Here is a 25,221-nt window from a genome sequence, read left to right as displayed (position 1 = left end):
TTGCCCCCTCGACACAGGACGTTTACACGCCAGCCGCTTTCAATCTGGCTGCATGCTCGACAAACAACCGCACCGGATCAGCCCCCTTCCCCACCAGCCCCAGCGACTGATTGACGATGTCGAAGTGATCCATCGGATATTCATCGCCAATCACCGTCCCCAGGTGCGAGCTGTAGCGCCCGACCATCCCGTCGCAGTGCCCGGTTTCGCGCACAAAAGTCCTGGCGAACAGCCGGCAACTGCGATTCGTCCCGTCGAACAGATTACCGCCGCGATCCGTCTTGCCCGGCTGCAAGGTCCCGGACCAGGAGTAATAGCGCACGCCGTTGACCTCTTCCGGCCCGTGACCGCCCCAGGTTTCAGGCAAGCCCTGTGGATAACGCTGATTGAACGCCGCCACGCCGACGCTCGTCAGGGACTCGTGGGAAGCGTGGATATCCACCGGCAATTTCGGCCCGCGATAACCGGTTTCCAACAGACTCATCAACGCGCCGATAAACCGCAGCAATACCGCCAACAGACGACCTTTGGCGGTGTCCGCCGGGTAGTGTTTTTCCAAATAATCCGCCAGCTCCGAGCCATGATTCGGCCCTGCGACCGAAGTCACGGACGCCACGCGATCCGGGCGTTTGGCGGCCGCATAACGCGCCGTCAGCGAGCCTTGGCTGTGGCCAATCAGATTGACCTTCTCGGCCCCGGTTTCCCGCAGGATCTCCTCGATCCGCGCCAGCAACTGCTCGCCGCGCACCTCGCTGGAATTGAGCGGCGAGACCTGCACCGCAAACACCGTCGCCCCACCCCGGCGCAACGCCGAAATGATCCCGTACCAGTAGGGATACAGCACCAGACGAATAAACCCGAGCATTCCCGGGACCAGCACCAACGGGTAACGCGTAGCGGAACCTTGCGACATGGGCGAACATCCTTGTGATCGGTGAGATGAAGCAAGGCGCGATGCAAGACGTCAGCCAAGCATCGTCACCCAAGATGACAACTCGACGACCAGTCTATGACATCCCGCCCTACTTCAGCCCCACCACGCCCGCCACGATCAACCCCACCGATACCAGTTTCAGCGCGGTCAGGCTTTCGCCCAGCAGCGCAAAACCGAGAAACACCGTGCCCAGTGAACCGATGGCGGTCCAGATCGGGTAGGCGATGCTCACCGGCAACTCGCGCATGGCCAAGGTCAGGAAGTAAATCCCGCCGACGGCAGCGACTACCGTGATCAGCGATGGCCAGAGCCGGGTAAAGCCTTCGGCGTACTTCATGCCCATGGCGAAGGTGACTTCGAACCCGGCGGCGATCAGCAGAAACAGCCAGGCCATCTAGAACTCCCGGGCCAGCGCGAGCAGTTGCTGTTCAGCCTCGGCCGCCGAAATCTCGAAGGTTCGTGCGGCAGACTCTTCGCCTTCAGCCGCCACCACGGTGATGTCGGTGATGCCGATGAACCCCAGCGCCGTGCGCAGTAATGGATCGGCATGGTTCATCGCCTCCAGTTCGCCACCCGGCCCGAAACCGAAGCCACCGCGACTGGTGACGATCAGGGCTTTTTTGCCGTGCACCAGCGGCTCGTACTGGGCCACGCCGTTGTCCAGGGTGTGATTGAAGGTCAGCCCGAGCCGCACAATCTGATCAATCCAGGCCTTGAGGCCGCTGGGGACACTGAAGTTGTGCATCGGCGTGGAAATCACCAGCATATCGTGGTCGAGCAACTCGCCGACCAGTTCATCGCTGAACGCCAGGTCGGCCTGCATCGATAACGGGCGGGCATGGGGCTCGGGGTAAAACGCAGCGGCGACGAAGGCTTCGTTGACCGGCGGAATCAGCGCCCGCCCGATTTCGCGACGGGTCAGCTGCGACTGAGGGTTACGCGCCTGCCAGGCTGAAAGAAACACCTCGGCCAGACGCCGGGAGTGAGAACGCTCGCCGCGCGGGCTGGCGTGGATAGAAAGAATCTTACTCATCTGAATCTCCTTAAGGGCTAAACTGCTTGTGGCCTGCAGATTGAAGCCTGCAAGCGCCACTCTTCAAATGAGCAGAAATCAGTCTGGATGAATCCATTTCATCCATGGAGTTTCCAATGTTTGCCTCGTTGCCGCTGACCGCCCTGCGCGCTTTCGAATCCGCCTCGCGTTTGTTGAGTTTCAAGGCGGCCGCCGAAGAGCTTTCGGTGACGCCGACGGCGGTGTCCCATCAGATCCGCTCGCTGGAGAGCTGGCTCGGCGTGCCGCTGTTCGAGCGCCTGCCGCGGCAAGTACGCCTGACCGACTGCGGCGAACGTCTGTTCCGCAGCTTGCACGGCGCCTTGCTGGAAGTGGCCCAAAGCGTCGACACCCTGCGCCCGCAACGCAGCGGCGCGAGCCTGACGATTTCCACCACGGCCGCCTTCGCCGCGCTATGGCTGGTGCCGCGCCTGGGTCGGTTCTACGCCCGTCATCCGAACATCAGCCTGCGCCTGGATACCCATTGCGAAGTCATCGATTTGCATCAGGACGCCAGTGTCGATCTGGTGGTGCGCTACAGCCTTGATGACTACCCGAACCTTTATGGGCTGTGCCTGTTCGACGAATCGTTCGGCGTCTACGGGTCGCCCGAGCAGGTTGCCCTGGCGGCTGACCGGGTGCCCACGCTGATCAGCGTGCGCTGGCACAACTCCAAACTGTACGCCCATGGCTGGGAAGCCTGGTGCGCGCAGTCCGGCGAGACCTGGCTAACGGGTCAACCGGCGGTCCGTGAATACGACGAAGAGCATTACGCCCTGCAAGCGGCGATCGCCGGGCAAGGCCTGGTGCTGGCGAGCAACATTCTGGTGTCGGAAAGCGTGGCCAGCGGTTTGCTGGTGCCTTACCGGGGCGACATTCAGGTGGATGGCGCCGGCTACAGCGCGCTCTGCGTGCCGGGACGTGAACGACATCCGCCGGTGCGGGCGTTTTTTGCGTGGTTGCGCGAGGAGGCGTTGCTGTCCGGACATGTGCTGGCGTGATCGTTTTGACACTTTTAGCGATTGGCAAATTACATAAAACTTTTCGCAACGCCCGTCACTCACACCTTAAGTACCGATCACTTCCCTAGAAGGTGACGCAAACCGAATTAGTCTCCAGGAGAACGAGATGAGTGACATGCATTTGTCTGATGTAACCACCCTTCGAGAACGGGCCCGCAAGAACGTCGAGAACGGCGCGGTGACCGAAAGCTACAGCGCCGACCGTGAAGAAGTGCTGCGCCTGCTCAACGAATCGCTGGCCACTGAACTGGTCTGTGTGTTGCGCTACAAGCGCCACTACTTCATGGCCAGCGGCTTGAAAGCCAACGTCGCCGCCGATGAATTCCTCGAGCACGCGACCCAGGAAGCCGAGCACGCCGACCGCCTGGCGGAGCGTATCGTGCAACTGGGCGGTGAGCCGGAGTTCAACCCCGACCTGCTATCCAAAAACTCCCATGCACAGTACGTGGCCGGCAATTCACTCAAAGAGATGGTCTACGAAGACCTGGTCGCCGAGCGGATCGCCATCGACAGCTACCGCGAGATCATTCAGTACATCGGCGAAAAAGACCCGACGACCCGGCGTATCTTCGAAGACATCCTGGCTCAGGAAGAAGAGCATGCGGATGACATGGCTGACATTCTGAAAGATCTGTAGCGTTTAGAAGGCCGTCTTCGCGAGCAAGCCCGCTCCCACAGGGTCTTGGTGTTGCACACAATATCTGTGATCAACCCCAATACCCTGTGGGAGCGGGCTTGTTCGCGAAGACGGCCCGCACAGACACCCACTATTTTGTAGGCTTGACGGTCACCGGCGCCTTACCCGCCTTCATCTGCTCCAGCAGCGGCGCGCACTGATTAGGCTCACCGCCACTCGGTGCCACCAACGCCAGCAACCCCGCCGCCGGCGCGGCAATCACACCCAGCGCAACCATCCCCGCGCCACGCAGAATCAGTGGCACCGCCTTCACACCCGCATCCGGCTTGATGAACTTGCCTCGCACATACAGCGGCGACCGCAACGAAATTAGCCGCCAGCCTTTGGATTCCGGAGTAATGGTCAGGTCCAGTTGCTCCGTCGCCATGTTCGCGGTGCCATCGATATAGATGATCGCGTTCTCGGTATCGAAGACAAACAGGCGAGTGGTGGCCAAACCGGTCTTGATGTCGAAGTCAGCCGCCGCGCAATTAATCTTCACTTCCTTGTCGCCAAAGATTTTGCCCACCACGTAGTTGCCGACGTTCAGCCCCGCCAGTTCCATCAACTCGCGACTGATGGCGCCATCGTTGATCAGCATTTTCAGATTTCCATCGGCACTGCCCAACAGCTTGGCCACCGAGTTGCCACGGCCGGTGATGTCGGCATCGCCATTGAGCTCGCCGAAACTGGTTTTCATTGGCTCAAAGGTCGGGAACAGTTGCTTGAGCTTGAACTTGCGCGCGGTCAGCTTGGCCCGGCCTTCCAACGGTTCCGTGCGGCCATTGAGGCGAATCTGTGCATCCAGGGTGCCGCCCGCCACGCCGAATCGCAGGGGTTCGAGGCTCAGAACACCGTCGGTCAGCACCAGGTGCGTGTAGAGGTCCTTGAACGGCAGTTTTTCGCTGTGGACGATGCGCTTGCCGGTGAATTCGACATCGGCGTCCATGTCGCGCCAGCGCTCGGTCTTGAACTCCTCGACCGGCAACACCTTGTCCGTCGGCTGCTTGCTTTCGCCACCACGGGCCTTTTGCTTGGCATTGGAGTCGGCGCCGATCAGCGGTGCCAAGTCGGCGAACAGCAGTTGATTGGAAACCAGCGAGCCACTGAGTTTCGGTCGTGGCTGGCTGGCGACATAGGCCAGGCTGCCATGGATGTCGCTCTCGCCGATCTTGCCGTTGAATTCTTCATAGCGGAACACCGCACCACCGGGCTCATGCAGCTTGGCGATCAAATGCCCATCGGTCGCGTACGGCGGCGTATCCGGCAGCGTCACACCGGTCAGCGGATAGAGATTGGCCAAGCTGGTGCCCGCCAGTTTCAGGCGCAAGTCCAGGGCACCGAGGTTCAGCGGATCGGTCAGTGTGCCGGCCAGTTCGACGCTGGTATCGGCGATCTTCACTTGCGCCTGAAGCGGGAACGGCCTGGCCGCATCCTGCAACGCCAGCAACCCGCCGATCTTGCCTTCGCCCGCGAGTTTCTGATCGTGGTACTGGCCTTTGACCTTTAGCGCGAACGCGTAATCCTGCGGGGCTGCGCCTTTTTCCTGCGCAGTTTTTGCGGCTTTGTCACCGACGATATCGCTGAACGGAATCGGTTTGCCCAGCGGATCGATCAACACATCGAGCTGCGTCTTGAGGTTCTGGTCGTCAAGAGTGACGTGGCCCTTGTCGAAGCCGATGGCACCGATGTCCACCACCCAGCTGGAAGGTTCGGCTTCCGGGTCTTTCGGATCGAATTTGAACGTCCAGTTCGCGCGGCCATCGGCGAGGCGTTGCAGGTCTGCATTTGGCTCAGTCAGGTCGATACGCGGGATGACCACCCGCTGCGCCAGCAGAGCCAAAGGCGAAATGCGCAGTTCGACGCGCTTGAGGGTGACCATCTGCGGCTTCTTAGACCAGTCCGGGTTGCCCAGACTCAAGTCTTCGGCCACCACGTGCGGCCACGGCACCCAGGCCCGCCAACCGCCCTCGTCGGGCTCGCGCTGCCAGACCACCGCAAGGTTGCCATTGATGGCGAACGGGCGATGCAGCTCTTCGGAGACTTTGGCGTTAAGGGGCGGTTTGATCCGGTTCCAATCGAAGAACACGATGATCAGAACCAATACCGCCAGCAAGACAATCAGGCTGGCGAAGGTCCAGGTAACAATTTTACGAGTGCGCGTCATTGCACAGGGCTCCTGATACGACTGAGCGCCCTGACTGCGACGCACGTGTGAAACGTTAGGCCAGAACCGGCCTGCCATGGAATCTACGACTGAAAAACCGTCCGCAGGTTTAACCGAAACGCCGATTAATCCTCAAATAATCGACCGGGGAGAGACTGCCCCCGAATCCGGCGTTACCGGCCCCGCACTTTTGTGCGGCACAAGTGGGTCGAAAATACCCACCACAGGGCAAAAACGTTCGCCGGAAACGCCCGTTCTAGAGCGCTTCGGCAGAACAATCAATTCCGTTGATTATTACCATTGCGTTTATGAACTTTTATATCGACTTATCGAGAGTAGCATTGCCCTCGTACCCACTTTATCGCCCTCCCAAGGAGCAACCCATCATGAAACGCCAATTACTGCTTAGCCTTACCCTCTCAATGCTGGCCAGCACCGCTTTCGCTCTGCCTGCTGCTGACCAGGCCACTCCACAAGTCAAAGACAGCCGCTCGGTGTTCAGCCAAACCGTCGCTGCCGATGGTTCCGACCGCACTCCACAAGGCCAGACCCTGGCTGAAGGCGGTAACGATCGCCTGAAAGAAAAAGGCCTGATCGCTGAAGACGGCTCGGATCGTACCCCACAAGGTCAAACCCTGGCCGAAGGTGGTTCCGAGCGCACCCCACAAGGTCAAACACTTGCCGAAGGTGGTTCCGAGCGCACTCCACAAGGTCAAACACTTGCCGAAGGTGGTGGTGACCGTGTAATCGAACGCAACAGCGCTGTGAGCTGAGCCCATGGTGGCCCTGAAAAAAAGCCCAATCCCCGGATTGGGCTTTTGACTTTATAGGGTTTTGCCTTGTAAGAAGCAGCACATCCCCGCTTGATCCCCCGATAGTCGTTCGACGCCAGCGAAGCCGATTTGCTAGAGTGCGCCGCTGTCCCTGTCCAGAAAACACCCTTGCGATGCTGCCCCGCGCCGAACAGAAACAACAAACCCGCAACGCCCTGATGGACGCTGCCCGTCACCTGATGGAATGCGGCCGAGGATTCGGCAGCCTGAGCCTGCGCGAAGTCGCGAAAACCGCCGGGATCGTGCCCACCGGTTTCTACCGGCATTTTGCCGATATGGATGAACTGGGCCTGGTGCTGGTGAGCGAAGTCGGCCAGACTTTTCGCGAAACCATTCGCTTGGTGCGCCATAACGAGTTCGTCATGGGCGGCATCATCGACGCTTCGGTACGGATCTTTCTCGACGTCGTCTCAGCCAATCGCTCACAGTTTCTGTTCCTGGCCCGCGAGCAGTACGGCGGATCTCTCCCCGTGCGCCAGGCTATCGGGCGTCTGCGCGAAGACATCAGCTCGGACCTCGCAGCTGACTTGTCCCTGATGCCAAAACTGCAGCATCTGGACATCGCCGGTTTGAGCGTGATGGCGGATCTGATCGTCAAAAGCGTGTTTGCGACCTTGCCGGACATTATCGATCCGCCGGCCGAGGCTCTGCCCGAGCACCTCACGCCCCAGGCGAAAATCACTCAGCAACTGCGCTTTATCTTCATCGGCCTCAAGCACTGGCAAGGCCTCGGCAGCACCGAATAAAAATGTGGGAGCGGGCTTGCTCGCGAAGAAGTCGATACATTCAACGCATCTGTTGACTGACACGACGCCTTCGCGAGCAAGCCCGCTCCCACACAAAACAAGGCAAAGCATCAATTTGGTGCCACAGAAAAATCCCCGCACCATTCCAGTTCAAAATCCTGCAACATTCTGAAACATCCACTACGCTCCGACAGGTATTTCCTACGTATCGCCCGATTGGCAAGCCCCTTGCTCTAGCCTGAGCATTGTCCATTGCTGGAAGCCTTCCGATGCTGGTGATTCATCGCAGAATCGACCCTCAACCCGTCTGGGCCGCCGAGTTGCACCTGACCTTCGAAGCCCGGAGCAAAAGCCGTTTGCGCTGTTTCAGTGCCGAAGGCGAGGACGTCGGTTTGTTTCTGGAGCGCGGCCAGCCGCCGCTGTATGACGGCGAATGCCTGCAAGCCGAAGACGGGCGTATCGTCCGTGTCTGCGCGCGGCCCGAACAACTGCTGCACGTCACCTGCGCCAACGCGTTCGAACTGACGCGCGCCGCCTATCACCTGGGTAATCGCCACGTCGCCCTGCAAGTCGGTGATGGCTGGTTGCGCCTGCTCGACGATTACGTGCTCAAGGCCATGCTCGAACAGCTGGAAGCCAGGGTCGAACACATCGAGGCCCCGTTCCAGCCGGAACACGGCGCCTATGGCGGCGGCCATCACCATTCCCGCCACGGCGACGAGGACTTCAACTACCCGCCGAAACTGCACCAGTTCGGCGTCCGTTTATGAACCCGGCCTGGGCGCTGCTGCGCCTGGCCAGCCCACAACTGCCGATTGGCGGCTACAGCTACTCGCAAGGCCTGGAAATGGCTGTGGATAACGGCCGGGTGAACGATGCAGACAGCGCGCGACGCTGGATCAGTGATCAGCTGTTGCTCAACCTGGCACGTTTCGAAGCGCCGCTGCTGCTCGCCCATTGCACCGCCGCCTTTGATGAGAACTGGGCTGAGTTGCTGCAACGCTGCGAAGAACACCGCGCCAGCCGGGAAACCCGCGAGTTGCATCAGGAGAGCCGGCAGATGGGCTATTCGTTGCAACAACTGCTCAACGGCTTGCCGGAACTCGATGCTCCAGCCCGCGCCTTTCTCGAACAGCGCCCCGAACCGCACCTGGCCCTCGGCTGGGCACTGGCCGCTCGCGCCTGGCAGATCAGTCCGCAAGATGCGCTGGCCGCGTGGCTCTGGAGCTGGCTGGAAAACCAGCTGGCAGTGTTGATGAAAACCCTGCCGCTCGGCCAGCAAGCCGCGCAGCGCCTGACCAGCGAATTGCTGCCGCTGCTGCAACAAGCCCAGCAAGACGCCACCCGAATCAATCCCGAACACTACGGCAGCGCTGCGTTCGGCCTGTCCCTGGCGTGCATGGCCCATGAGCGCCAATACAGCCGTCTGTTCCGTTCCTAGGGCCTTTAAATTTGGAGAATCACATGAACACTCAACCCCTGCGCGTCGGCATTGGCGGCCCGGTCGGTTCCGGTAAAACCGCCCTGACGCTGGCGCTTTGCCTGGCCCTGCGCGACCGCTACAACCTGGCCGTCGTCACCAACGACATCTACACCCGCGAAGACGCCGATTTCCTGGTGCGCAATGAAGCCCTGGCGCCGGAACGCATCATCGGCGTGGAAACCGGTGGCTGCCCGCACACGGCGATCCGCGAAGACGCCTCGATCAACCTCGAAGCGGTGGATCAACTGAACCGCCGTTTTCCGGGCCTGGATCTGATTCTGGTGGAGTCCGGCGGCGATAACCTCTCGGCGACCTTCAGCCCGGAACTGTCCGACCTGACTATCTACGTGATCGACGTCTCGGCCGGCGACAAACTGCCGCGCAAGGGTGGGCCGGGGATCTGCAAATCCGACCTGCTGGTGATCAACAAAGTCGACCTCGCACCGCTAGTGGGCGCGTCGCTGGAGATGATGGACAGCGACACTCAACGCATGCGCAACGGCAAGCCGTTTGTCTTCAGCAACCAAAAAACCGGTTTGGGCCTGGAAGCAATCATCGCCTTCATCGAACGCCAAGGCCTGCTGACCGCAGCCTGATGACGACTTATCAACAAGGAAGCTTATCCATGACACTGAAACGCATCCTGGGCGCCATGGCGCTGCTGCTGACCCCGGCCATCGCCTTCGCTCACCCAGGCCATGGCGATAACGGTTTGCTCGCCGGCATCAGCCACCCGATTGGCGGCCTCGATCACTTGCTCGCGATGGTGGCGGTGGGTTTGTGGGCGGCGCAGCAGAAAGGCGCCGCGCGCTGGGCGCTGCCGTGCACGTTCGTAGGCACTATGCTGATTGGCGGGTTGCTGGGTTTTGAAGGACTTAACCTGCCAGCGCTGGAAAGCGGCATCGCGGCGTCGGTGCTGGCGCTGGGCTTGGCGGTGGCCTTGGCGGTGCGTCCGCCGTTGAGCGTGGCAGTCGGTGCGACGGCTTTGTTTGCGCTGTTCCATGGCGTGGCCCATGGGCTGGAGCTGCCTGATATGTCGAGCCCTTGGGCGTATGCCACAGGTTTTGTGGCGGCGACGGCGGCGTTGCATGCGGCGGGTTATGGCGTGGTGCGCGTGTTGCCGCAAGCGGCGGCGCTGTTGGTTCGATTGGCGGGGGCGGCTTCGGCGGCGACTGGTGTGTGGTTGTTGGCGGGCTGATTCTCTAAGGCTTGAACCGGCCTCATCGCGGGCAAGCCCGCTCCCACAGGATATTCGCCGCCAGCACAGCTCGTGTGAATACCGATGATCCTTGTGGGAGCGGGCTTGCCCGCGATATCGTCCGAACAGACACCGCCTCTCTCAGGCCTGCTAACATGTCGCGCAATCAACCCTGCCGTGACGACGCCAGCCAATGCCGCCTGTTTCCCGCTCCGCCTCCCAGCCTGAATTGACCGCCCTGTTCGCCTCGGTGCAACAGCATTTCCAGGACGTGATCGTGCCGCTCTGGCAAGGCCCCGGCTGGAATGCCGACATGGCGCTGCCTTATGAAGCGCTGGACGCCGGGCACCAGCCGCTGCCCCCTCAGCGTTACCGGGCCATGGCGTGCGCGCGGCAGCTGTATCTGTTTTCCAGCCTGATCGGCCAGGTGCCGGCCGCCGAGGAGCGCGCCGCGGCGCTGTTCCGTTCCTTGCAACAGCATTTCCACGACCCCGAGCATGGCGGCTGGTTCTACAGCATCGACCCGCAAGGTGCGCCGCTGGATCAGCGCAAAGACCTCTACACCCATGCCTTCATCCTGTTCGCGTGCGCCCATTACTGGGAAAAGGTTCGCGAGCCGCTGGTGGAATCGGTGCTCAATGCCACGCTGGAAGTGCTGGCGCAGCGCTTCGCCACGGGCGACGGCCTGTATGAAGCCTGCCTCGACCGTGACTGGTCCTCGCTCGACTCCGGCCCCCTGCAAAATCCCTTGATGCATCTGGCGGAAGCGTTCCTCGCAACCCTGTCGGTGCGCGAAGACACCGCCGTGCAACGGGCGCTGGTCGAGTTATGCACAGCCATGCAAAAGCGTTTTATCGACCCGCAACACAGCGTGTTAATGGAGAAACCGCTGGGTGCTGTGGATAACTGGTTTGAGCCGGGGCATCAGTTCGAGTGGTATTTCCTGCTGGAGTCTTCGTCGTTGCTGCGCGGCTCAAAACTGCATGCTTCGCTGGAGCGTGCGTTTGTGCTGACCGAACAATCGGGCGTCGATCCGCAAACGGGTGCAGTGGCAGCGATGCTCGATCTGAATGGCTCGGCGAAGGATGCCACCCAACGCATCTGGGCCCAGGCTGAATACCTGCGTGCGCTGACTTTGCGACCGGACAGCGAAGCCTCCGTGCAACGCCAATTGCAGGCGTTGCAACAGCGCTTTCTGCATGTGGGCGGCTGGTATGAGTGTCGTGATGAGCAGGGCGAAGTCAGCCGCAAGGACATGCCGTCGACCACGCCTTATCACTTGGCTACTTGCTACAGCGGGCTGGTCGATTATCTCGGCTGACCCTGTGGCGAGGGGGCTTGTCGGAACGCCGCATCGCCCCGTTCGGCTGCGAAGCAGCCGCAATTCAGCCATCAAAATCTGCCGGAAAGCATGCGGCCAATAGGTTTTAGGGCTGCTGCGCAGCCCAACGGGGGCAAGCCCCCTCGCCACAATTAAGCCTTGTTATTACGCTCAATCGCAAACCCGGCCCACGTCTGGCTCACTGGCATCAACTCCAGGCTGTTGATGTTGATGTGCGCCGGTGCATTGAGCACCCAGAAAATAGTCTCGGCGATGTCCTGCGGCTGGATCGGCTCGGCACCGGCGTAGGTCGCGTTGTAGCGCTCCTGGTCACCGGCGAAACGCACCAGCGAGAACTCGCTCTCGCACAGGCCCGGCTCAATATTGCTGACGCGCACACCAGTGCCTTGCAAGTCGCAACGCAGGTTCAGCGAGAACTGTCCAACGAATGCCTTGGTCCCACCATAAACATGGCTGCCCGGATACGGATAGTTGCCGGCGACGGAGCCGAGGTTGACGATACCGGCACCGCGACCGTGGGCAATCAGGCGTGGCAACAGCAGGCGAGTGGCGTACATCAGGCCTTTGATGTTGGTGTCGACCATGGTGTCCCAATCGTCGAGGTCGCACTTCGGCGCCGGGTCAGCGCCCAGTGCCAGGCCGGCGTTGTTGATCAGCCCGCGCAGCTTGGCGAAGGACGGCGGCAGGTTGGCGATCGCCTCCTCCATGGCCTTGCGATCACGCACGTCGAGCACAAGGCCATGCACCTCGGTCTGCTTCGACAACTCGGCGCACAGGGCGTTGAGACGCTCTTCACGACGCCCAGTCAGCACCAGTTTCCAGCCGGCATCGGCAAAACGACGGGCACAGGCTTCACCAAAACCGGAGGTCGCGCCGGTAATAAACAGGGTGTTGGACATCGTGTTCTCCTTGCTTCGGCTGACGGTCAGCCATTGGAATAGAAAATCAGCTGGCAGCATGCCCGGCCCCGCTCTCACGGGCAACCATCGTATTTTTGTATGAAAAGTAATCAATCATCGCAACGCCTTGCCCGGCGTGGCCTGCAGCTATGTACGCGCACGTTATCCACAGGCAGGTCCACAATTTCGGGGGGCAAGTGGAAAAGCTGGGAGCCGCTATCCACAAGGCTTTGCGGGTAGATTACAAAGTTTTTCGCTTGACCCTCAGGTGCCAGCGGTGTAGCCCATGGCATTTTGCACGATGGGCCGATCAAACCGACGATGGCGCCAAGCCAGTAACTACGGCCCTCAGCCGAGTCTTTCCAGAGTTTAACCACAGACTTATCCACAGGCAGGCTGAGCACATTTCGGGCCACTTTGGTCACCAACAAAAAGGTTGACAAAGCCTGCTCCGGGTCAAGCAAAAACGCCTGATCAAAAAACAACCACATCGCTGCAAGCCACGGATTCAAAGGCTCTCAAGCAGCTACTCCCACGTTATTCACAGCCAGTTCCACAGTAAACGGGGACAAGTCAAAACCGTGACAAAACAACTATTTGCAGCGGCTTTATGTCGCGCTTTGAGAGCTTGTGAATATTGTTTTCCACAATTTCCGGAAAGCACACCGTGGACACCTGTGGGAGCGGGCTTGCTCGCGAAAGCGGCGGCACATCTGGCATCAATGTGACTGATAAGCCACCTTCGCGAGAAGCCCGCTCCCACATGGGAATTGAGGTGTATAGAGGATGTAAAAAGCCCCGGCGATTGCTCGTCGGGGCTGTGGATATTCCGGCAGCGTTTCAGTGCCCGCCGAGATAAGCGTTACGCACCTCCTCGTTGACCAGCAGCTCCTTGCCGGTGCCGGTGATGCGGATCTCACCGTTGACCATCACGTACGCCCGGTCCGACAGTTTCAACGCGTGGTTGGCGTTTTGCTCGACCAGGAAGATGGTCATGCCGGTACTCGCCAGTTCCCGCAGGGTCGCGAAGATCTGTTTCACCACGATCGGCGCCAGCCCCAGGCTCGGCTCATCAAGCAACAGCAGCTTGGGTCGGCTCATCAATGCACGGGCGATGGCGAGCATCTGTTGCTCGCCGCCGGACATGGTCATGGCGCGCTGGTTACGGCGTTCCTTGAGCCGCGGAAACAGCTCGAACATGCGCTGCATGTCCTCGGAAGCGTACTTGTCACCGATCGGAATGGTGCCCATCAGCAGGTTTTCCTCGACGGTCATGTCGGGGAACACCCGCCGGCCTTCAGGCGACTGAGCGATGCCGTTGGACGCGATGTAGTGCGACGACTTGTGGGTGATGTCCACGCCCTGATAAATGATCTGCCCGTTAGCCGCCCGCGGCTGGCCGAAGATCGACATCAGCAGGGTCGATTTACCGGCGCCGTTGGAGCCGATCAGGCTGACGGTTTCACCTTCTTCGATATGCAGCGAGACTTTCTTCAGGGCCTGAATCGGCCCGTAAAACACATCCAGATCCTTGAGTTCGAGGATGGGTTGGCTCATAGCACCACTTCCTCTTCATCAGCGCCCAGGTAGGCCGCAATCACTTTCGGGTCGTTGCGAATCGCTTCAGGTCCGCCCTCGGCGATGACGATGCCGTGGTCCAGCACCACGATGTGGTCGGAAATGCTCATAACCATGCCCATGTCGTGTTCGATCAGTACCACGGTCAGATCGTGCTCGTCGCGCAGCAGCCGGATCATCGCGCTCAGCGCTTCGGTTTCCTGAGGGTTGAGGCCGGCAGCCGGTTCGTCGAGGCAGATGATCTGCGGCCGGGTGCACATGGCCCGGGCGATTTCCAGACGACGCTGTTGGCCGTAGGACAGTTCACCGGCCAGACGGTTGGCGCAGTCCACCAGATCCACCACTTCCAGCCAGTAGAAGGCGTGGTCCAGCGCATCGCTTTCGGCTTTGCGGTAGCCCTTGGTATTGAGGATGCCGGCCAGCATGTTGCGGTTGACCCACATGTGCTGGGCCACCAGCAGGTTTTCCAGTACCGACATTTCCTTGAACAGACGAATGTTCTGGAACGTCCGCGCCAGCCCGGCACGGTTCACCAGGTGGGTGCCGCCGAACATTTTGTAGCGCATCCGGGTAATAAAGCTTTTCGGCGAAACGAAATCCGTGGCTTTGAACGATTCGCCCAGCAGCTGGATGACATCGGTGCGCTCGCCGCGGGTATTGAGTTCGATCTTGCCGCCGGAGGCCTTGTAGAACCCGGTCAGGCAGTTGAACACGGTGGTCTTGCCGGCGCCGTTGGGGCCGATCAGGGCGAAGATCGAGTTGCGATGCACCTTGAGGCTGACATCGCTCAACGCCTTGATGCCGCCGAAGTGCATCATCAGCTTCTCGACCGAGAGTACGACTTCGCTCATGGCGCTACTCCTTTACGCGGGGTCACACCGGTACGGCTGATCCGAATCAGGCCGCGCGGTCGCCAGATCATCATCAACACCATCAACACGCCGAACAGCAGCACGCGATATTCCGCAAAGCCGCGCAGCAGTTCCGGGGCAACCGTCAGCACGAAGGCTGCAATCACCACGCCGATGGTCGAGCCCATGCCGCCGAGTACCACGATGGCGAGGATCAAGGCCGATTCAAAGAAGGTAAACGAGGTCGGGTTGACGAAGCCTTGATAGGTGGCGAAGAACACTCCGGCCAGGCCGGCAGTCGATGCACCAATGGTGAACGCCGAGAGCTTGACCAGTACGTGGTTCAGGCCCATGGAGCGGCAGGCAATTTCGTCTTCACGCAGGGCTTCCCAGGCGCGGCCGACCGGCATCTTGACCAGACGATGCTTGATGTACAGCACGGCCAGCACCACCAGGAACAACACCGCGTAGATGAAGTAGTACTTCACGTCCGGGTTATAGGCGATGCCGAAGAACTCATGGAACGGGACACCGCCCTCCTTCGCACGCTTGCCGAACTCGAGGCCGAAGAACGTCGGCAACGGAGCCGCCATGCCATTCGGGCCGCCGGTCAGGGACAGCCAGTTGTTGAGCACCAGGCGAATGATTTCACCGAAACCGAGGGTCACGATCGCCAGGTAATCACCGTGCAGCCGCAACACCGGGAACCCGAGGATGCAACCGGCCAGGCCCGCGGTGATCGCTGCCAGCGGCAGCACCGTCCAGAAACCCAGCCCGAGGTATTGATAACCCAGCGCCAGGCCGTAGGCACCGATGGCGTAGAACGCCACATAACCCAGGTCGAGCAGACCGGCCAGGCCGACCACGATATTCAGGCCCAGGCCCAGCAATACGTAGATCAGCCCGAGGATCACCACGCCCAGCAGGTAAGAGTTGGAGAAAAACGGGAACACCACAGCAACGAGGATCACCAGCGGGATGATCCAGCGCAACCGGGATTTGTAATCAGGCGGCAGTACATGAACCCCGGAGCCGGTGCTTTCAAAGCCTTCAAGAATCTTCAGGCCCTTGGGCGTTTGCAGGAACAGGCTCAGGGCAAAGCGGCCAGCCATGACGATGGCGACAATCCACGCCACCCGGGTCGTTTCCATATTGAAGCCGTAGCCGTCGAGGACCACGCCGACAATCGGGCCGAACACAATCAGGGCGACAAGGCCGGCAAGAATCGCGTCAACCAGGCTTCTTTTGAGATCAATGGTTTTTTTAGTGGTTGAAGACATCGCTTACACCTTCGACACAAGAGGACGGCCGAGCAGGCCTTGGGGCCGAAAGACCAGAACGAGAACGAGCAGCGAGAAGCTGAAGACGTCTTTGTAGTCCGAGTTGACCAAACCGGAGAACAGCGACTCGGAAATCCCGAGAATGATCCCGCCGAGCATCGCGCCAGGCAGCGAACCGATGCCGCCGAGTACCGCCGCAGTAAACGCCTTGATGCCGATGATGAAGCCGGCATAGAAGTCGAACGTGCCGTAGTTCATGGTGATCAGCACGCCGGCCAGGGCCGCCATCGCTGCACCGATGATGAACACGTAGGAAATCACGCGGTCGGTGTTGATCCCCAGGATCGAGGCCATCTTGCGGTCTTGCTGGGTGGCGCGGCACATGCGGCCGAGCTTGGTGTACTTGATGATGTAGGTCAGCAGCGCCATACCGGCGAATGCAGCAATCAGGATGAAGACCTTGGTGTAGGTCAACTGCACGAAACCGGTGCCGATTTCGACGCGCCAGGCTCCCGTCAGCAAGGTCGGAACACCTTGTTGCTTGGCGCCTTGGGCGATCTGGGCATAGTTCTGCAGGATCAGCGAAATCCCGATGGCGCTGATCAGCGGTGCCAACCGGGTGGAGTTACGCAGGGGCTTGTAGGCGACGCGCTCGATGACCCAGCCATACACCGCCGTGACCACGATGGTGAAGATCAAGGTGCCGAGCATCAGTAGCGGGAAGGATTCAATACCGAAGTATGCCAGCAGAGCCAGACTGATTGCCGCGAGGTAAGCGGAAATCATGTAAACCTCGCCGTGGGCGAAGTTGATCATGCCGATGATGCCATAGACCATTGTGTAGCCGATGGCGATCAGGCCATAGACCGACCCGAGGGTCAGGCCGTTGACCAGTTGCTGCAGGAAAATACCATCCATAACGCAATCTCACGCATTTGAGAGACTGCACAGAAGCCGGGTGCAACGGACCGGGGTTCAGCCGCCGAAGCAACTCGGTTGTGTGCAGCTCTACGAGAAAAGACAGGTACTGCACGGACATGTTGTTTGATTGCCCGGTGCACAAGGCACCGGGCGAATCAGCAGTTCATATCACTTCTGCTTTTCCAGTTGGTGGTATTTGCCGTCCTTGTCCCACTCGTAAACCACGTAGTCGGAGACTTTCAGGTCGCCCTTGGCGTCCCAGGTCTTCTCGCCCATCACGGTTTTGACCGGGTTTTTCTTCAGCCACTCGGCGGCTTTCTCGCCACTGTTGGACTTGGCGCCGTTGAAAGCAGCAGCCAGGGTCTGGACCGAAGCGTAGGCGTACAGGGTGTAGCCTTCAGGCTCGGTGCCTTTTTTGCGGAACTCGTCCACCACGGTCTTGCTGTCTGGCAGCAGGCGTGGGTCGGCGCCGAAGGTCATCAGCACGCCGTCAACGAATTGCGGGCCGCCAGCGGTGGTCACCAGTTCGTCGGTCACGATGCCGTCATCGGACATGAACTTGACGTCTTTGAGACCTTGCTCACGCAGTTGACGAACCAGAGGACCGGCTTCCGGGTGCAGACCGCCGAAGTAGACGACGTCGGCGCCAGCGCCGCGGATTTTGGTGACGATGGTGCTGAAGTCTTTCTCGCCACGGGTCAGGCCTTCATACAACACAGGCTTCACGCCGCGTTTTTCCAGCTGGGCCTTGGTAGCGTCCGCCAGACCCTGACCGTAGGTGTCCTTGTCGTGCAGGACGACGACTTTTTTGCCCTTGAGCACGTCGACGATGTAGTCACCGGCCACGATGCCTTGCTGGTCGTCACGCCCGCACATACGGAACATGGCGCTCAGGCCGCGTTCGGTGACTGCCGGGTTGGTGGAACCAGGGGTGATTGCAATGATGCCCGCTTCGTCGTAGATCTCGGAGGCCGGGATGGTCGACGAGGAGCAGAAGTGACCGACCACACCGGCGACTTTCTGGTTGGTCAGGTCCTTGGCGACCGTCACAGCCTGTTTCGGTTCGCAGGCGTCATCGCCCTTCACCAGTACGATTTTTTCCCCGTTGACGCCGCCCGCCGCGTTGACCGCGTCGGCTGCAGCCTGTGCACCCTTCATGTACTGCTCGCCAAATGCCGCGTTGGCACCTGTCATCGGACCCGCCACACCGATTTTCACATCAGCCTGTGCAAACGCAGAAACACCCAACGCAGTTGCCACTGCGAGGGCCAGAAAGCCTTTCTTGTAAAACGTCTGGGACATGAGGTGGTGCTCCAAGGTTTTTTTTTAGTTGGCACTGCGACTTCTCTAAATGCTCAGAGCAAGGGCCGTGCCATCGGTTTTTTATTCTGAGAAAAGTCGCTGCTTTATTGTTATTTCGACTGTTTCGATCCCATTTTCATTGGGCGTGCAACCGTCTAAACCGCGGAAGGTGAAACCATTTATTTTTAAAGGCGCAACCCGCACGCGCCATCATTGCAACCGCGGCGCCAAACGACGTGCAACCAGCCTGTAACAACGTGCGTCACCGAAGTGCACACTGCTGGTGCGGTACTGCTACAACCCGCACCTTTTACAGGCTAGTCGCTGCGCGAAAAAGCGCCGCTCCCAGCAACAAATTTCAACAATCAAATAACGATCCGCAAGCACTGGCCTGCGTGATACAGCGAGAAACCGGCCTCGTACAGACAGCTGCGCAAACCCACCCCTGCCAGTGGCTGCATGGGAGCGAAGGGAATCGGTAGCGCCTGAGGATTTCCGTTACACAGATAATCGGCAAAAGCTTTGCCGACCACCGTTCCCGTCGTTACGCCCCGGCCGTTATACCCGGTGACTGCCACTAAACCGGGCGCTGGTTCGAATAAACGCATCAAGTGATCGGGGGTAAACGCAATGCAACCGGTCCATGTGCATTCCCATTCCACAGGTTTGAGGTAAGGGAAATAGTGCTGCTGCACCCGATCGGCCCATGCCTTGAGGAACCAGGTCGGTTTCTGATTTCCATTGCCGAGGCTGCCGAGCAACAGGCGACCGTCCTTGTCACGACGAATACTGCTCAGTACCTGGCGCGTGTCCCAGGAACCCTGGCCACCGGGCAGGATTTGCTGCGCGGCGTCTTCGGTCAGAGGAACCGAAGCCACTTGATAGTAATAGCCGGGGAAGAAATTGCGCCGCAGCTCCGTCCAGTCGCCTTCGGTGTAGGCGTTGGAGGCGATGACCACTTGCTCGGCGAGCACCGAACCCTGAGCGGTTTGCACCGACCAGCGTTGGCCCTGCCGTTCGAGTCGGGTAACCGGCGAATGATCGAACAACTGACCGCCGAGGCTGATGGCCGCTTTGGCCAGCCCCGCGGTGTAGGCCATCGGATTGATCGTGCCGGCACGCTTGTCGAGCAACGCGGCGGCGATTTTTTTGGTGCCCGTCGCTTGTTCGCAGGCTTGTCCGGTCAGCAGTTCGACCGGCGCACCGCGACGTTTCCATTGTGCTTCACGACTGCGAAGATCGGCTTCGCCACGGGCGTTGTGCGCCATGTGCAGCGTGCCTTCGCGGCGTAACTGGCAATCGATGTTGTATTTGTCGACCAGGCTGAACACCAGTGACGGCGCTGCACCCAGCATGCGATTGAGCTGACTGCCCACCGCTTCGCCGAACCCGGCTTCGATCTCGTCCGGTGGAATCCACATCCCGGCATTGACCAGCCCGACGTTGCGCCCCGAACCGCCGTGACCAGCGCGATGGGCCTCGAGCACGCAGACCGTTTTACCTTGTTCCAGCAGATGCACCGCCGCCGACAGACCGGTGAAACCGGCGCCGATGACGCAAACGTCGACCTTCACTTCGCCCTTGAGCGCCGCGTTGTCAGGCCTTTGCGGCGTCAGTTTTTCCCACAGACACTCTTCGCGTAACGGCATTGCCAGACTCCAACAGAAACCTAACAAACAACAAAGCAAAAGCTTCGCGGGCAAGCCTCGTTCCTACAGGTGTTGAGTGATCCTGTAGGAGCGAGGCTTGCCCGCGAAGGGGCCTATCAGTCGAACGTGATGCCCTGAGCCAACGGCAACTCCAGCGAATAGTTCACGGTGTTTGTCTGGCGACGCATGTATCCGCGCCATGCATCGGAGCCCGACTCACGGCCACCGCCGGTTTCTTTCTCGCCACCAAACGCGCCACCGATTTCCGCGCCGCTCGGGCCGATGTTGACGTTGGCGATGCCGCAGTCGCTGCCCACCGCTGACATGAACTGCTCGGCTTCTCGCACGTCGGTGGTGAAGATGCACGAGGACAGGCCTTGTGGCACCGAGTTGTTCAGGCGCAGCGCTTCGTCGAAGTCCTTGTAACCAACCACATACAGGATCGGCGCGAAGGTTTCGTTGCAGACCACATCGCTCTGCTCCGGCATTTCAACGATGGCCGGCGAGACGTAATAAGCGTTAGGGAATTTGTCTTCCAGCTGACGTTTGCCGCCGAACACCCGGCCGCCTTCGCTCAAGGCCTGTTCCAACGCGTCCTGCATGTTTTCGAAACTGTGCTTGTCGATCAGCGGACCGATCAGGTTGCCCTCGAGCGGATTGCCGATGCGAACCTTGGAGTAGGCAGCCTTGAGGCGGGTGACGATTTCTTCCTTCACCGACTCATGGGCAATCAGGCGACGCAACGTGGTGCAACGCTGACCGGCGGTGCCGACGGCACTGAACAGGATGGCGCGAACGGCCATGTCCAGGTCGGCGCTCGGGGCGAGGATCATGGCGTTGTTGCCGCCCAGTTCCAGAATGCTGCGGGCGAAACGTGCGGCGATTTTCGGCGCCACTTCACGGCCCATGCGGGTGCTGCCGGTGGCGCTGATCAGCGCTACACGCGGGTCATCGACCAGGGCTTCGCCGGCATCGCGGCCGCCGATAATCACTTGGCTCAGGTGTGGAGGTGCGTCGCTGAAATTCTTCAGTACGCGGTCGAACAGCGCCTGGCAGGCCAGTGCGGTCAGCGGGGTTTTTTCCGAAGGTTTCCAGATCACCGGGTTACCGCAGACCAGCGCCAGCGTGGTGTTCCAGGCCCAGACAGCGACCGGGAAGTTGAAGGCGCTGATGACACCGACGACGCCCAGCGGGTGCCAGGTTTCGCGCATGTGGTGGCCAGGACGCTCGGAAGCGATGGTCAAGCCGTACAACTGACGGGACAGGCCGACGGCGAAATCGCAGATGTCGATCATTTCCTGAACTTCACCCAGGCCTTCCTGAGTGATCTTGCCGGCTTCCCAGGAGACCAGCTCACCGAGGTCGGCCTTGTATTCACGCAGGATGTCGCCCAGTTGACGCACCAGTTCGCCACGGCGCGGGGCCGGGACCTTGCGCCACAATTCGAACGCATGATCTGCACGACTGATGTGCTGTTCGACTTCAGCGGCACCTTCCCAGTTCACGGCGGCAATCTGGCTGCCATCGATCGGCGAATGCACCGGCACTTTGCCGTTCTGGTACAGGGCCGGGTTCACACCAAGACGATCAAGCAATGCGGCAACCATGGGTCACTCCTCAAGCAAAAAACAGAAAACGTGCAGCCGGATATTCACGGCTGATCAGACCTGTAGTTTTAGCTCCCCGGAGGTTACCCAACAAACGACCTTTAAGAGAGATATCATTCCGTTTATTCATGCTTTGAATTGCTGGCAGTAAAAGAAACAAGAAAAAGGACCGTCCATGCTGAATAAACGCTACTTGCCGTCGATCACTGCCCTCCAGTGTTTCGAGGCCGTCACCCGGCATTTGAGCTTCACCCGGGCCGCCGAAGAGCTGAACCTGACCCAGAGCGCCGTCAGCAAACAGGTCGCGCAACTTGAAGAGTTGCTGCAGCACCTGCTGTTCCGCCGGGTGCGCCGACGCCTGCAAATGACCCCGGCTGGTGATTTGTACCTGGTGGAAGTACGAAAAATCCTCACGCAGGTCGAGATGTCGACCCATTACCTGCGTTCCTACGGCGGCGAGACCGAAGTCTTGCGGGTTTCGACGCCGCCGACCTTCGGCGCGCGCTGGCTGGTGCCACGCCTGAAAGGTTGGCGCCTGCGCCATCCCTCGATCCATCTGGACCTGTGCAGCGAGCAGGAAGCTGACGATTTGCTGCAAGGTCGCAGCGACCTGGCGTTCTACTTCGGTCAGGGCTCGCGGCCCGGCACCGAATGCCTGAAGCTGTTTGGCGAGGAGCTGGTGCCCGTCTGTGCGCCGGGCAGTCTGCCGGACACGCCGTTCACCGACCCTACGCAGCTCGCAGACCTCGTCCTGCTGCAAAACGCCTCGCGGCCCCAGGCCTGGCATGACTGGTTCGACAGTCAGGGCTACCACACCGAACACAGTTACCACGGCCCGCGCTTCGAAACGTTCTATATGTGCATCCGCGCCGCCCAGGTCGGCTGCGGCGTGGCACTGCTGCCGCGTTTTCTGGTGGAAGAGGAATTGGCCGACGGCAAACTGGTCATACCCTGGCAGCACGCGATGCCCAGCACCGATGCCTATTACCTGGCGTATCCGGAGCACTCGGCGGAAGTGCCCAAGGTACGGGACTTTGTGAAGTGGATGCTGGAGCAGATTGATAGCCCGGATGCATCGCAGCACTAAGCCCACGGGCAACCCTTGTTGCAAGGGCTTGCCCGGCTCATGTCCGCCTTAAGCAATAACAAAGAGACCGTCGACAACGTTGGTTTGAGCGAGGCGTCCGCGCAGATCATCATCGATGACGGGATCATCCATGCTATATAGCCGCACTTTGCGATACGCATTGATTCGATTGATCTCCTGACCGAGGTACTCCCAAACAACTCGCGAACAGGCGGGATTGCGATGGTCCGCGGCGGAAACACCCATTTTCAAACCATTAAGTCGAGTAATGCAGCTTTTGAAGCTAGGGATAAGAATGGTTTGGCTGATCTCGTTGGACGTCAGCGACTCATAGTCAATGAGAAACAAGCGATCCTGTAGGTAATAAGCGACGCCCACATACCGATACCGTTCGTACTCGCCTTCCATGCCGACTATTTGTAAACGTTCGTCCCGCTCGTACACAAAGTTCTGCCCCTCTTGGTAAATATGCACCAAGGCACAAATTATCGAGCCGGGATCCGTCATCGCATGGTAATACTCAAAGTAATAACCCGTGTGGGCTTTCAGTTTCGACGAAGACTGTTGCCGAAGGTGTTCAAATATTCGTTCCGGTGCTGAAACCTCGCGGGAAGGGCCTACTCGCCTTGCCTTGACACCAATAAGCGTGACGAATTGCTCTGTCGGCAAACCAATCTCGAACTCCTCCACTCCAAAAAAATCACAGATCCGCTTGAGGTTAAAAGCAGTAGGGACACTATTCCCACACAGGTATTTATTAAATTGCCCACGATTAATACGAAGTTTCCTACAAACTTCAGCGACGGATCGGTAGTGACTACACAGCAGCCTTAAGTTAGCAGGAAGAAAATCAAGCATACACAACCATCAAAGCAGCGTTAGAAGACTCAACCATAGCAGCAACTCGCATCACATTTGAGCAACTTGCGAAATTGCGCACGATGAAGAATGACCTGATATTACGGGACCTGAAGGGCTTCAGGTTTACACACCCTAAATTCGCCGGCACTCTTAAAATAGCAAGGAGCTTTGAATGCTTGACGTCATCAATGACTTTCTCTCTGGAAAGGTTTTGATACCTTTGGTTCTTGGACTTGGAACCTATTTCACCATCCGGTCACGATTTGTACAGCTTCGTTACTTCGCCCACATGTTTTCGGTATTAAGTGGCAGTTCGCCTGCCGGCAAGTTCCACTTGAGCTCATTGCAGGCATTGACGCTCAGTCTTGCGGGACGGGTTGGGACCGGCAATATTGTTGGCGTCGGCATTGCCGTTAGCATGGGTGGCCCCGGCGCAGTTTTCTGGATGTGGATGACCGCACTCTTGGGGATGTCGAGCAGCTTCTTTGAATGCGCACTTGGCCAACTCTACAAGCGCTGTGATGCCAATGGACAATTTCGAGGAGGCCCGTCCTGGTACATCCAGTACGGCCTTGGCAAGCGTTGGCTCGGAATGATTGCTGCGCTGCTACTTTTGGTGACTTTCGGGTTTGCCATCAACGGACTGGAGTCCCATGCCGTATCGCACTCTCTCAACAATGCATTCGGGTTATCGACATCATGGTCAGGGTTCGCGCTGTCGTTGATGCTCGGCATTGTGTTCGTAGGCGGTATAAAGCGGATCGCAGCGGTCGCCGATCTCTTGGTTCCTCTCAAGGTTATTGCGTATATCGGGGTGACGCTGTATGTCATCGTGTTGCAATTTGAACAGGTCCCAGAAGTGCTGATGAGTATTTTCAACAGCGCGTTCGGACTGGATCAGGCTTTTGGCGGACTGGTCGGCAGCGCGATCATCATGGGTGTGAGGCGCGGGGTGTTCTCCAATGAAGCCGGACTCGGCAGTGCGCCTAATGTCGCATCCGTGGCAAAAATCGACCACCCGGTAGCACAAGGCGTGGTGCAGGCATTCAGTGTGTTCATTGATACCTTCGTTATTTGCACTTGCACCGCATTGCTCATTCTACTTTCAGGCTTTTACTCACCCGGCTTCGAGGGCGACGGTATCGCTTTGGCACAAAACTCACTGGCCGAAGTGGTCGGCGACTGGGGACGGATGTTCATCAGCGTGGTACTTGCGCTGTTTGTATTCACGGCAATGCTCTACAACTACTATCTGGGAGAAAACAGTCTGCGCTTCATGGTTGCCGCCCCTCGAAAAACATTGATCGCCTACCGCGCATCAGTATTAGCTTTAGTGTTCTGGGGATCGGTTGAAGACCTCTCCACTGTTCTCGCGTTTGCCGACATCACCATGACGTTTTTAGCCTTGGTCAACCTGGTAGTGATGACACTGCTTTTCAAAGTCTGTATGCGAATTCTGGGCGACTATGATGGACAACGTCGTGCCGGAGTCAAAACTCCCGTTTTTGATTCGAGCAAGTTTAACGATCTCGATCTCGACTTAACGGCCTGGCCCGCGATGAGAAATACTCTATCTCCAAAGAGTCCTGTAGGCGCTGATCAGGACCCAACCAGCATCCAACCCGCATAAAAATCTAATGAACTCTGAGCCATTGCGTATAAGCAAAGGCTCAGCAGTCAGGCATAACAATAGACACACTCCGCTTTAGACAACAAGTCGCCGCATTTTCACGC

Annotated in this window: 25 protein-coding genes; 11 read left to right on the top strand and 14 right to left on the bottom strand. The window is 59.1% G+C overall.

Annotated elements, in window-relative coordinates:
• Window positions 1-22: 22 nt before the first annotated feature.
• The 3 genes from DJ564_RS03940 to DJ564_RS03930 all read right to left on the bottom strand — a co-directional run bounded on the left by DJ564_RS03940 (window position 23) and on the right by DJ564_RS03930 (window position 1,967).
• Window positions 23-913 carry a triacylglycerol lipase gene (locus tag DJ564_RS03940; protein WP_109627740.1) on the bottom strand — a complete coding sequence of 297 codons (891 nt, stop codon included), beginning with the start codon at window positions 911-913 and terminating at the stop codon, window positions 23-25.
• Window positions 914-1,022: 109 nt separating this feature from the next.
• A complete protein-coding gene (locus DJ564_RS03935) occupies window positions 1,023-1,328 on the bottom strand; it encodes a multidrug efflux SMR transporter (RefSeq protein WP_109627739.1) in 306 nt (101 codons plus the stop codon).
• Window positions 1,329-1,967, bottom strand: a complete 639-nt coding sequence (locus DJ564_RS03930; RefSeq protein ID WP_109627738.1) for an FMN-dependent NADH-azoreductase — start codon at window positions 1,965-1,967, stop codon at window positions 1,329-1,331.
• A 104-nt stretch (window positions 1,968-2,071) separates the two neighbouring features.
• On the opposite strand from DJ564_RS03930, the gene DJ564_RS03925 reads away from it, so the two are divergent.
• On the top strand, window positions 2,072-2,986 hold the full coding sequence (locus tag DJ564_RS03925) for a LysR substrate-binding domain-containing protein (RefSeq protein WP_162556167.1): 915 nt from the start codon (window positions 2,072-2,074) through the stop codon (window positions 2,984-2,986).
• A gap of 127 nt (window positions 2,987-3,113) precedes the next feature.
• Complete coding sequence (locus tag DJ564_RS03920) at window positions 3,114-3,644, top strand: bacterioferritin (protein ID WP_010464129.1); 531 nt, start codon at window positions 3,114-3,116, stop codon at window positions 3,642-3,644.
• Between the two features lie 130 nt (window positions 3,645-3,774).
• Here the strand turns inward: DJ564_RS03920 and DJ564_RS03915 are convergent, their stop codons facing one another.
• Complete coding sequence (locus DJ564_RS03915; RefSeq protein WP_109627736.1) at window positions 3,775-5,850, bottom strand: AsmA family protein; 2,076 nt, start codon at window positions 5,848-5,850, stop codon at window positions 3,775-3,777.
• Between the two features lie 386 nt (window positions 5,851-6,236).
• Here DJ564_RS03915 and DJ564_RS03910 point away from each other — a divergent pair, with 386 nt between their 5' ends.
• The 7 genes from DJ564_RS03910 to DJ564_RS03880 all read left to right on the top strand — a co-directional run bounded on the left by DJ564_RS03910 (window position 6,237) and on the right by DJ564_RS03880 (window position 11,431).
• Window positions 6,237-6,623 (top strand): hypothetical protein, encoded by a 387-nt coding sequence (locus DJ564_RS03910; protein ID WP_109627735.1) that lies wholly within the window; start codon window positions 6,237-6,239, stop codon window positions 6,621-6,623.
• Window positions 6,624-6,796: 173 nt separating this feature from the next.
• A complete protein-coding gene (locus DJ564_RS03905; protein ID WP_010464134.1) occupies window positions 6,797-7,429 on the top strand; it encodes a TetR family transcriptional regulator in 633 nt (210 codons plus the stop codon).
• A gap of 269 nt (window positions 7,430-7,698) precedes the next feature.
• Complete coding sequence (ureE, locus tag DJ564_RS03900; protein WP_109627734.1) at window positions 7,699-8,199, top strand: urease accessory protein UreE; 501 nt, start codon at window positions 7,699-7,701, stop codon at window positions 8,197-8,199.
• Window positions 8,196-8,870 carry an urease accessory protein UreF gene (locus tag DJ564_RS03895; protein ID WP_109627733.1) on the top strand — a complete coding sequence of 225 codons (675 nt, stop codon included), beginning with the start codon at window positions 8,196-8,198 and terminating at the stop codon, window positions 8,868-8,870. Before ureE ends, DJ564_RS03895 begins: the two co-directional genes overlap by 4 nt.
• 23 nt (window positions 8,871-8,893) lie before the next feature.
• Window positions 8,894-9,508 (top strand): urease accessory protein UreG, encoded by a 615-nt coding sequence (ureG, locus tag DJ564_RS03890; protein ID WP_109627732.1) that lies wholly within the window; start codon window positions 8,894-8,896, stop codon window positions 9,506-9,508.
• 29 nt (window positions 9,509-9,537) lie between these two features.
• The gene (locus DJ564_RS03885; protein WP_109627731.1) at window positions 9,538-10,110 is read left to right on the top strand and encodes a HupE/UreJ family protein; all 573 of its coding nucleotides are present in this window, start codon (window positions 9,538-9,540) and stop codon (window positions 10,108-10,110) included.
• A 193-nt stretch (window positions 10,111-10,303) separates the two neighbouring features.
• A complete protein-coding gene (locus DJ564_RS03880; protein WP_109627730.1) occupies window positions 10,304-11,431 on the top strand; it encodes an AGE family epimerase/isomerase in 1,128 nt (375 codons plus the stop codon).
• A gap of 152 nt (window positions 11,432-11,583) precedes the next feature.
• On the opposite strand, the gene DJ564_RS03875 is transcribed toward DJ564_RS03880, so the two are convergent.
• From DJ564_RS03875 to DJ564_RS03835, 9 genes are all read right to left on the bottom strand, one after another.
• The gene (locus DJ564_RS03875; protein WP_109627729.1) at window positions 11,584-12,351 is read right to left on the bottom strand and encodes an SDR family oxidoreductase; all 768 of its coding nucleotides are present in this window, start codon (window positions 12,349-12,351) and stop codon (window positions 11,584-11,586) included.
• A gap of 110 nt (window positions 12,352-12,461) precedes the next feature.
• Complete coding sequence (locus tag DJ564_RS32310) at window positions 12,462-12,863, bottom strand: hypothetical protein (RefSeq protein ID WP_256597468.1); 402 nt, start codon at window positions 12,861-12,863, stop codon at window positions 12,462-12,464.
• A gap of 328 nt (window positions 12,864-13,191) precedes the next feature.
• On the bottom strand, window positions 13,192-13,908 hold the full coding sequence (locus DJ564_RS03865; RefSeq protein ID WP_109627728.1) for an ABC transporter ATP-binding protein: 717 nt from the start codon (window positions 13,906-13,908) through the stop codon (window positions 13,192-13,194).
• A complete protein-coding gene (locus DJ564_RS03860; protein WP_109627727.1) occupies window positions 13,905-14,780 on the bottom strand; it encodes an ABC transporter ATP-binding protein in 876 nt (291 codons plus the stop codon). Before DJ564_RS03860 ends, DJ564_RS03865 begins: the two co-directional genes overlap by 4 nt.
• Entirely contained in the window at window positions 14,777-16,060 is a 1,284-nt protein-coding gene (livM, locus tag DJ564_RS03855; protein ID WP_109627726.1) for a high-affinity branched-chain amino acid ABC transporter permease LivM, read from the bottom strand. Before livM ends, DJ564_RS03860 begins: the two co-directional genes overlap by 4 nt.
• 3 nt (window positions 16,061-16,063) lie before the next feature.
• Window positions 16,064-16,978, bottom strand: coding sequence for a branched-chain amino acid ABC transporter permease (locus tag DJ564_RS03850; protein ID WP_010464150.1), 915 nt, complete (start codon window positions 16,976-16,978; stop codon window positions 16,064-16,066).
• Between the two features lie 171 nt (window positions 16,979-17,149).
• Window positions 17,150-18,283: an ABC transporter substrate-binding protein gene (locus DJ564_RS03845; RefSeq protein ID WP_010464151.1), complete on the bottom strand. Its 1,134-nt coding sequence runs from the start codon at window positions 18,281-18,283 to the stop codon at window positions 17,150-17,152.
• A gap of 365 nt (window positions 18,284-18,648) precedes the next feature.
• Window positions 18,649-19,932 carry an FAD-binding oxidoreductase gene (locus DJ564_RS03840; RefSeq protein WP_109627725.1) on the bottom strand — a complete coding sequence of 428 codons (1,284 nt, stop codon included), beginning with the start codon at window positions 19,930-19,932 and terminating at the stop codon, window positions 18,649-18,651.
• 116 nt (window positions 19,933-20,048) lie between these two features.
• A complete protein-coding gene (locus DJ564_RS03835; RefSeq protein WP_109627724.1) occupies window positions 20,049-21,539 on the bottom strand; it encodes an aldehyde dehydrogenase family protein in 1,491 nt (496 codons plus the stop codon).
• 175 nt (window positions 21,540-21,714) lie between these two features.
• On the opposite strand from DJ564_RS03835, the gene DJ564_RS03830 reads away from it, so the two are divergent.
• A complete protein-coding gene (locus tag DJ564_RS03830) occupies window positions 21,715-22,626 on the top strand; it encodes a LysR family transcriptional regulator (RefSeq protein ID WP_109627723.1) in 912 nt (303 codons plus the stop codon).
• A 48-nt stretch (window positions 22,627-22,674) separates the two neighbouring features.
• Here the strand turns inward: DJ564_RS03830 and DJ564_RS03825 are convergent, their stop codons facing one another.
• On the bottom strand, window positions 22,675-23,484 hold the full coding sequence (locus DJ564_RS03825; RefSeq protein ID WP_109627722.1) for a helix-turn-helix transcriptional regulator: 810 nt from the start codon (window positions 23,482-23,484) through the stop codon (window positions 22,675-22,677).
• A 175-nt stretch (window positions 23,485-23,659) separates the two neighbouring features.
• On the opposite strand from DJ564_RS03825, the gene DJ564_RS03820 reads away from it, so the two are divergent.
• Entirely contained in the window at window positions 23,660-25,117 is a 1,458-nt protein-coding gene (locus tag DJ564_RS03820) for a sodium:alanine symporter family protein (RefSeq protein ID WP_109627721.1), read from the top strand.
• The last annotated feature ends 104 nt before the right edge of the window (window positions 25,118-25,221 follow it).

This window comes from Pseudomonas sp. 31-12 (assembly GCF_003151075.1).
Lineage (GTDB): Bacteria > Pseudomonadota > Gammaproteobacteria > Pseudomonadales > Pseudomonadaceae > Aquipseudomonas.
This window is presented reverse-complemented; position numbering and strand designations above follow the sequence as displayed.

Bases quoted from the DNA above. Each gene is read 5' to 3' on its own strand.
- DJ564_RS03940 (WP_109627740.1), bottom strand. From the start codon at position 913: ATGTCGCAAGGTTCCGCTACGCGTTACCCGTTGGTGCTGGTCCCGGGA.
- DJ564_RS03910 (WP_109627735.1), top strand. From the start codon at position 6,237: ATGAAACGCCAATTACTGCTTAGCCTTACCCTCTCAATGCTGGCCAGC.
- DJ564_RS03845 (WP_010464151.1), bottom strand. From the start codon at position 18,283: ATGTCCCAGACGTTTTACAAGAAAGGCTTTCTGGCCCTCGCAGTGGCA.
- DJ564_RS03860 (WP_109627727.1), bottom strand. From the start codon at position 14,780: ATGAGCGAAGTCGTACTCTCGGTCGAGAAGCTGATGATGCACTTCGGC.
- DJ564_RS03840 (WP_109627725.1), bottom strand. From the start codon at position 19,932: ATGCCGTTACGCGAAGAGTGTCTGTGGGAAAAACTGACGCCGCAAAGG.
- DJ564_RS03920 (WP_010464129.1), top strand. From the start codon at position 3,114: ATGAGTGACATGCATTTGTCTGATGTAACCACCCTTCGAGAACGGGCC.
- DJ564_RS03880 (WP_109627730.1), top strand. From the start codon at position 10,304: ATGCCGCCTGTTTCCCGCTCCGCCTCCCAGCCTGAATTGACCGCCCTG.
- DJ564_RS03835 (WP_109627724.1), bottom strand. From the start codon at position 21,539: ATGGTTGCCGCATTGCTTGATCGTCTTGGTGTGAACCCGGCCCTGTAC.
- DJ564_RS03830 (WP_109627723.1), top strand. From the start codon at position 21,715: ATGCTGAATAAACGCTACTTGCCGTCGATCACTGCCCTCCAGTGTTTC.
- DJ564_RS03930 (WP_109627738.1), bottom strand. From the start codon at position 1,967: ATGAGTAAGATTCTTTCTATCCACGCCAGCCCGCGCGGCGAGCGTTCT.
- DJ564_RS03825 (WP_109627722.1), bottom strand. From the start codon at position 23,484: ATGCTTGATTTTCTTCCTGCTAACTTAAGGCTGCTGTGTAGTCACTAC.
- DJ564_RS03885 (WP_109627731.1), top strand. From the start codon at position 9,538: ATGACACTGAAACGCATCCTGGGCGCCATGGCGCTGCTGCTGACCCCG.
- DJ564_RS03905 (WP_010464134.1), top strand. From the start codon at position 6,797: ATGCTGCCCCGCGCCGAACAGAAACAACAAACCCGCAACGCCCTGATG.
- DJ564_RS03915 (WP_109627736.1), bottom strand. From the start codon at position 5,850: ATGACGCGCACTCGTAAAATTGTTACCTGGACCTTCGCCAGCCTGATT.
- DJ564_RS03850 (WP_010464150.1), bottom strand. From the start codon at position 16,978: ATGGATGGTATTTTCCTGCAGCAACTGGTCAACGGCCTGACCCTCGGG.
- DJ564_RS03925 (WP_162556167.1), top strand. From the start codon at position 2,072: ATGGAGTTTCCAATGTTTGCCTCGTTGCCGCTGACCGCCCTGCGCGCT.
- ureG (WP_109627732.1), top strand. From the start codon at position 8,894: ATGAACACTCAACCCCTGCGCGTCGGCATTGGCGGCCCGGTCGGTTCC.
- DJ564_RS03865 (WP_109627728.1), bottom strand. From the start codon at position 13,908: ATGAGCCAACCCATCCTCGAACTCAAGGATCTGGATGTGTTTTACGGG.
- DJ564_RS03875 (WP_109627729.1), bottom strand. From the start codon at position 12,351: ATGTCCAACACCCTGTTTATTACCGGCGCGACCTCCGGTTTTGGTGAA.
- ureE (WP_109627734.1), top strand. From the start codon at position 7,699: ATGCTGGTGATTCATCGCAGAATCGACCCTCAACCCGTCTGGGCCGCC.
- livM (WP_109627726.1), bottom strand. From the start codon at position 16,060: ATGTCTTCAACCACTAAAAAAACCATTGATCTCAAAAGAAGCCTGGTT.
- DJ564_RS03820 (WP_109627721.1), top strand. From the start codon at position 23,660: ATGCTTGACGTCATCAATGACTTTCTCTCTGGAAAGGTTTTGATACCT.
- DJ564_RS03935 (WP_109627739.1), bottom strand. From the start codon at position 1,328: ATGGCCTGGCTGTTTCTGCTGATCGCCGCCGGGTTCGAAGTCACCTTC.
- DJ564_RS03895 (WP_109627733.1), top strand. From the start codon at position 8,196: ATGAACCCGGCCTGGGCGCTGCTGCGCCTGGCCAGCCCACAACTGCCG.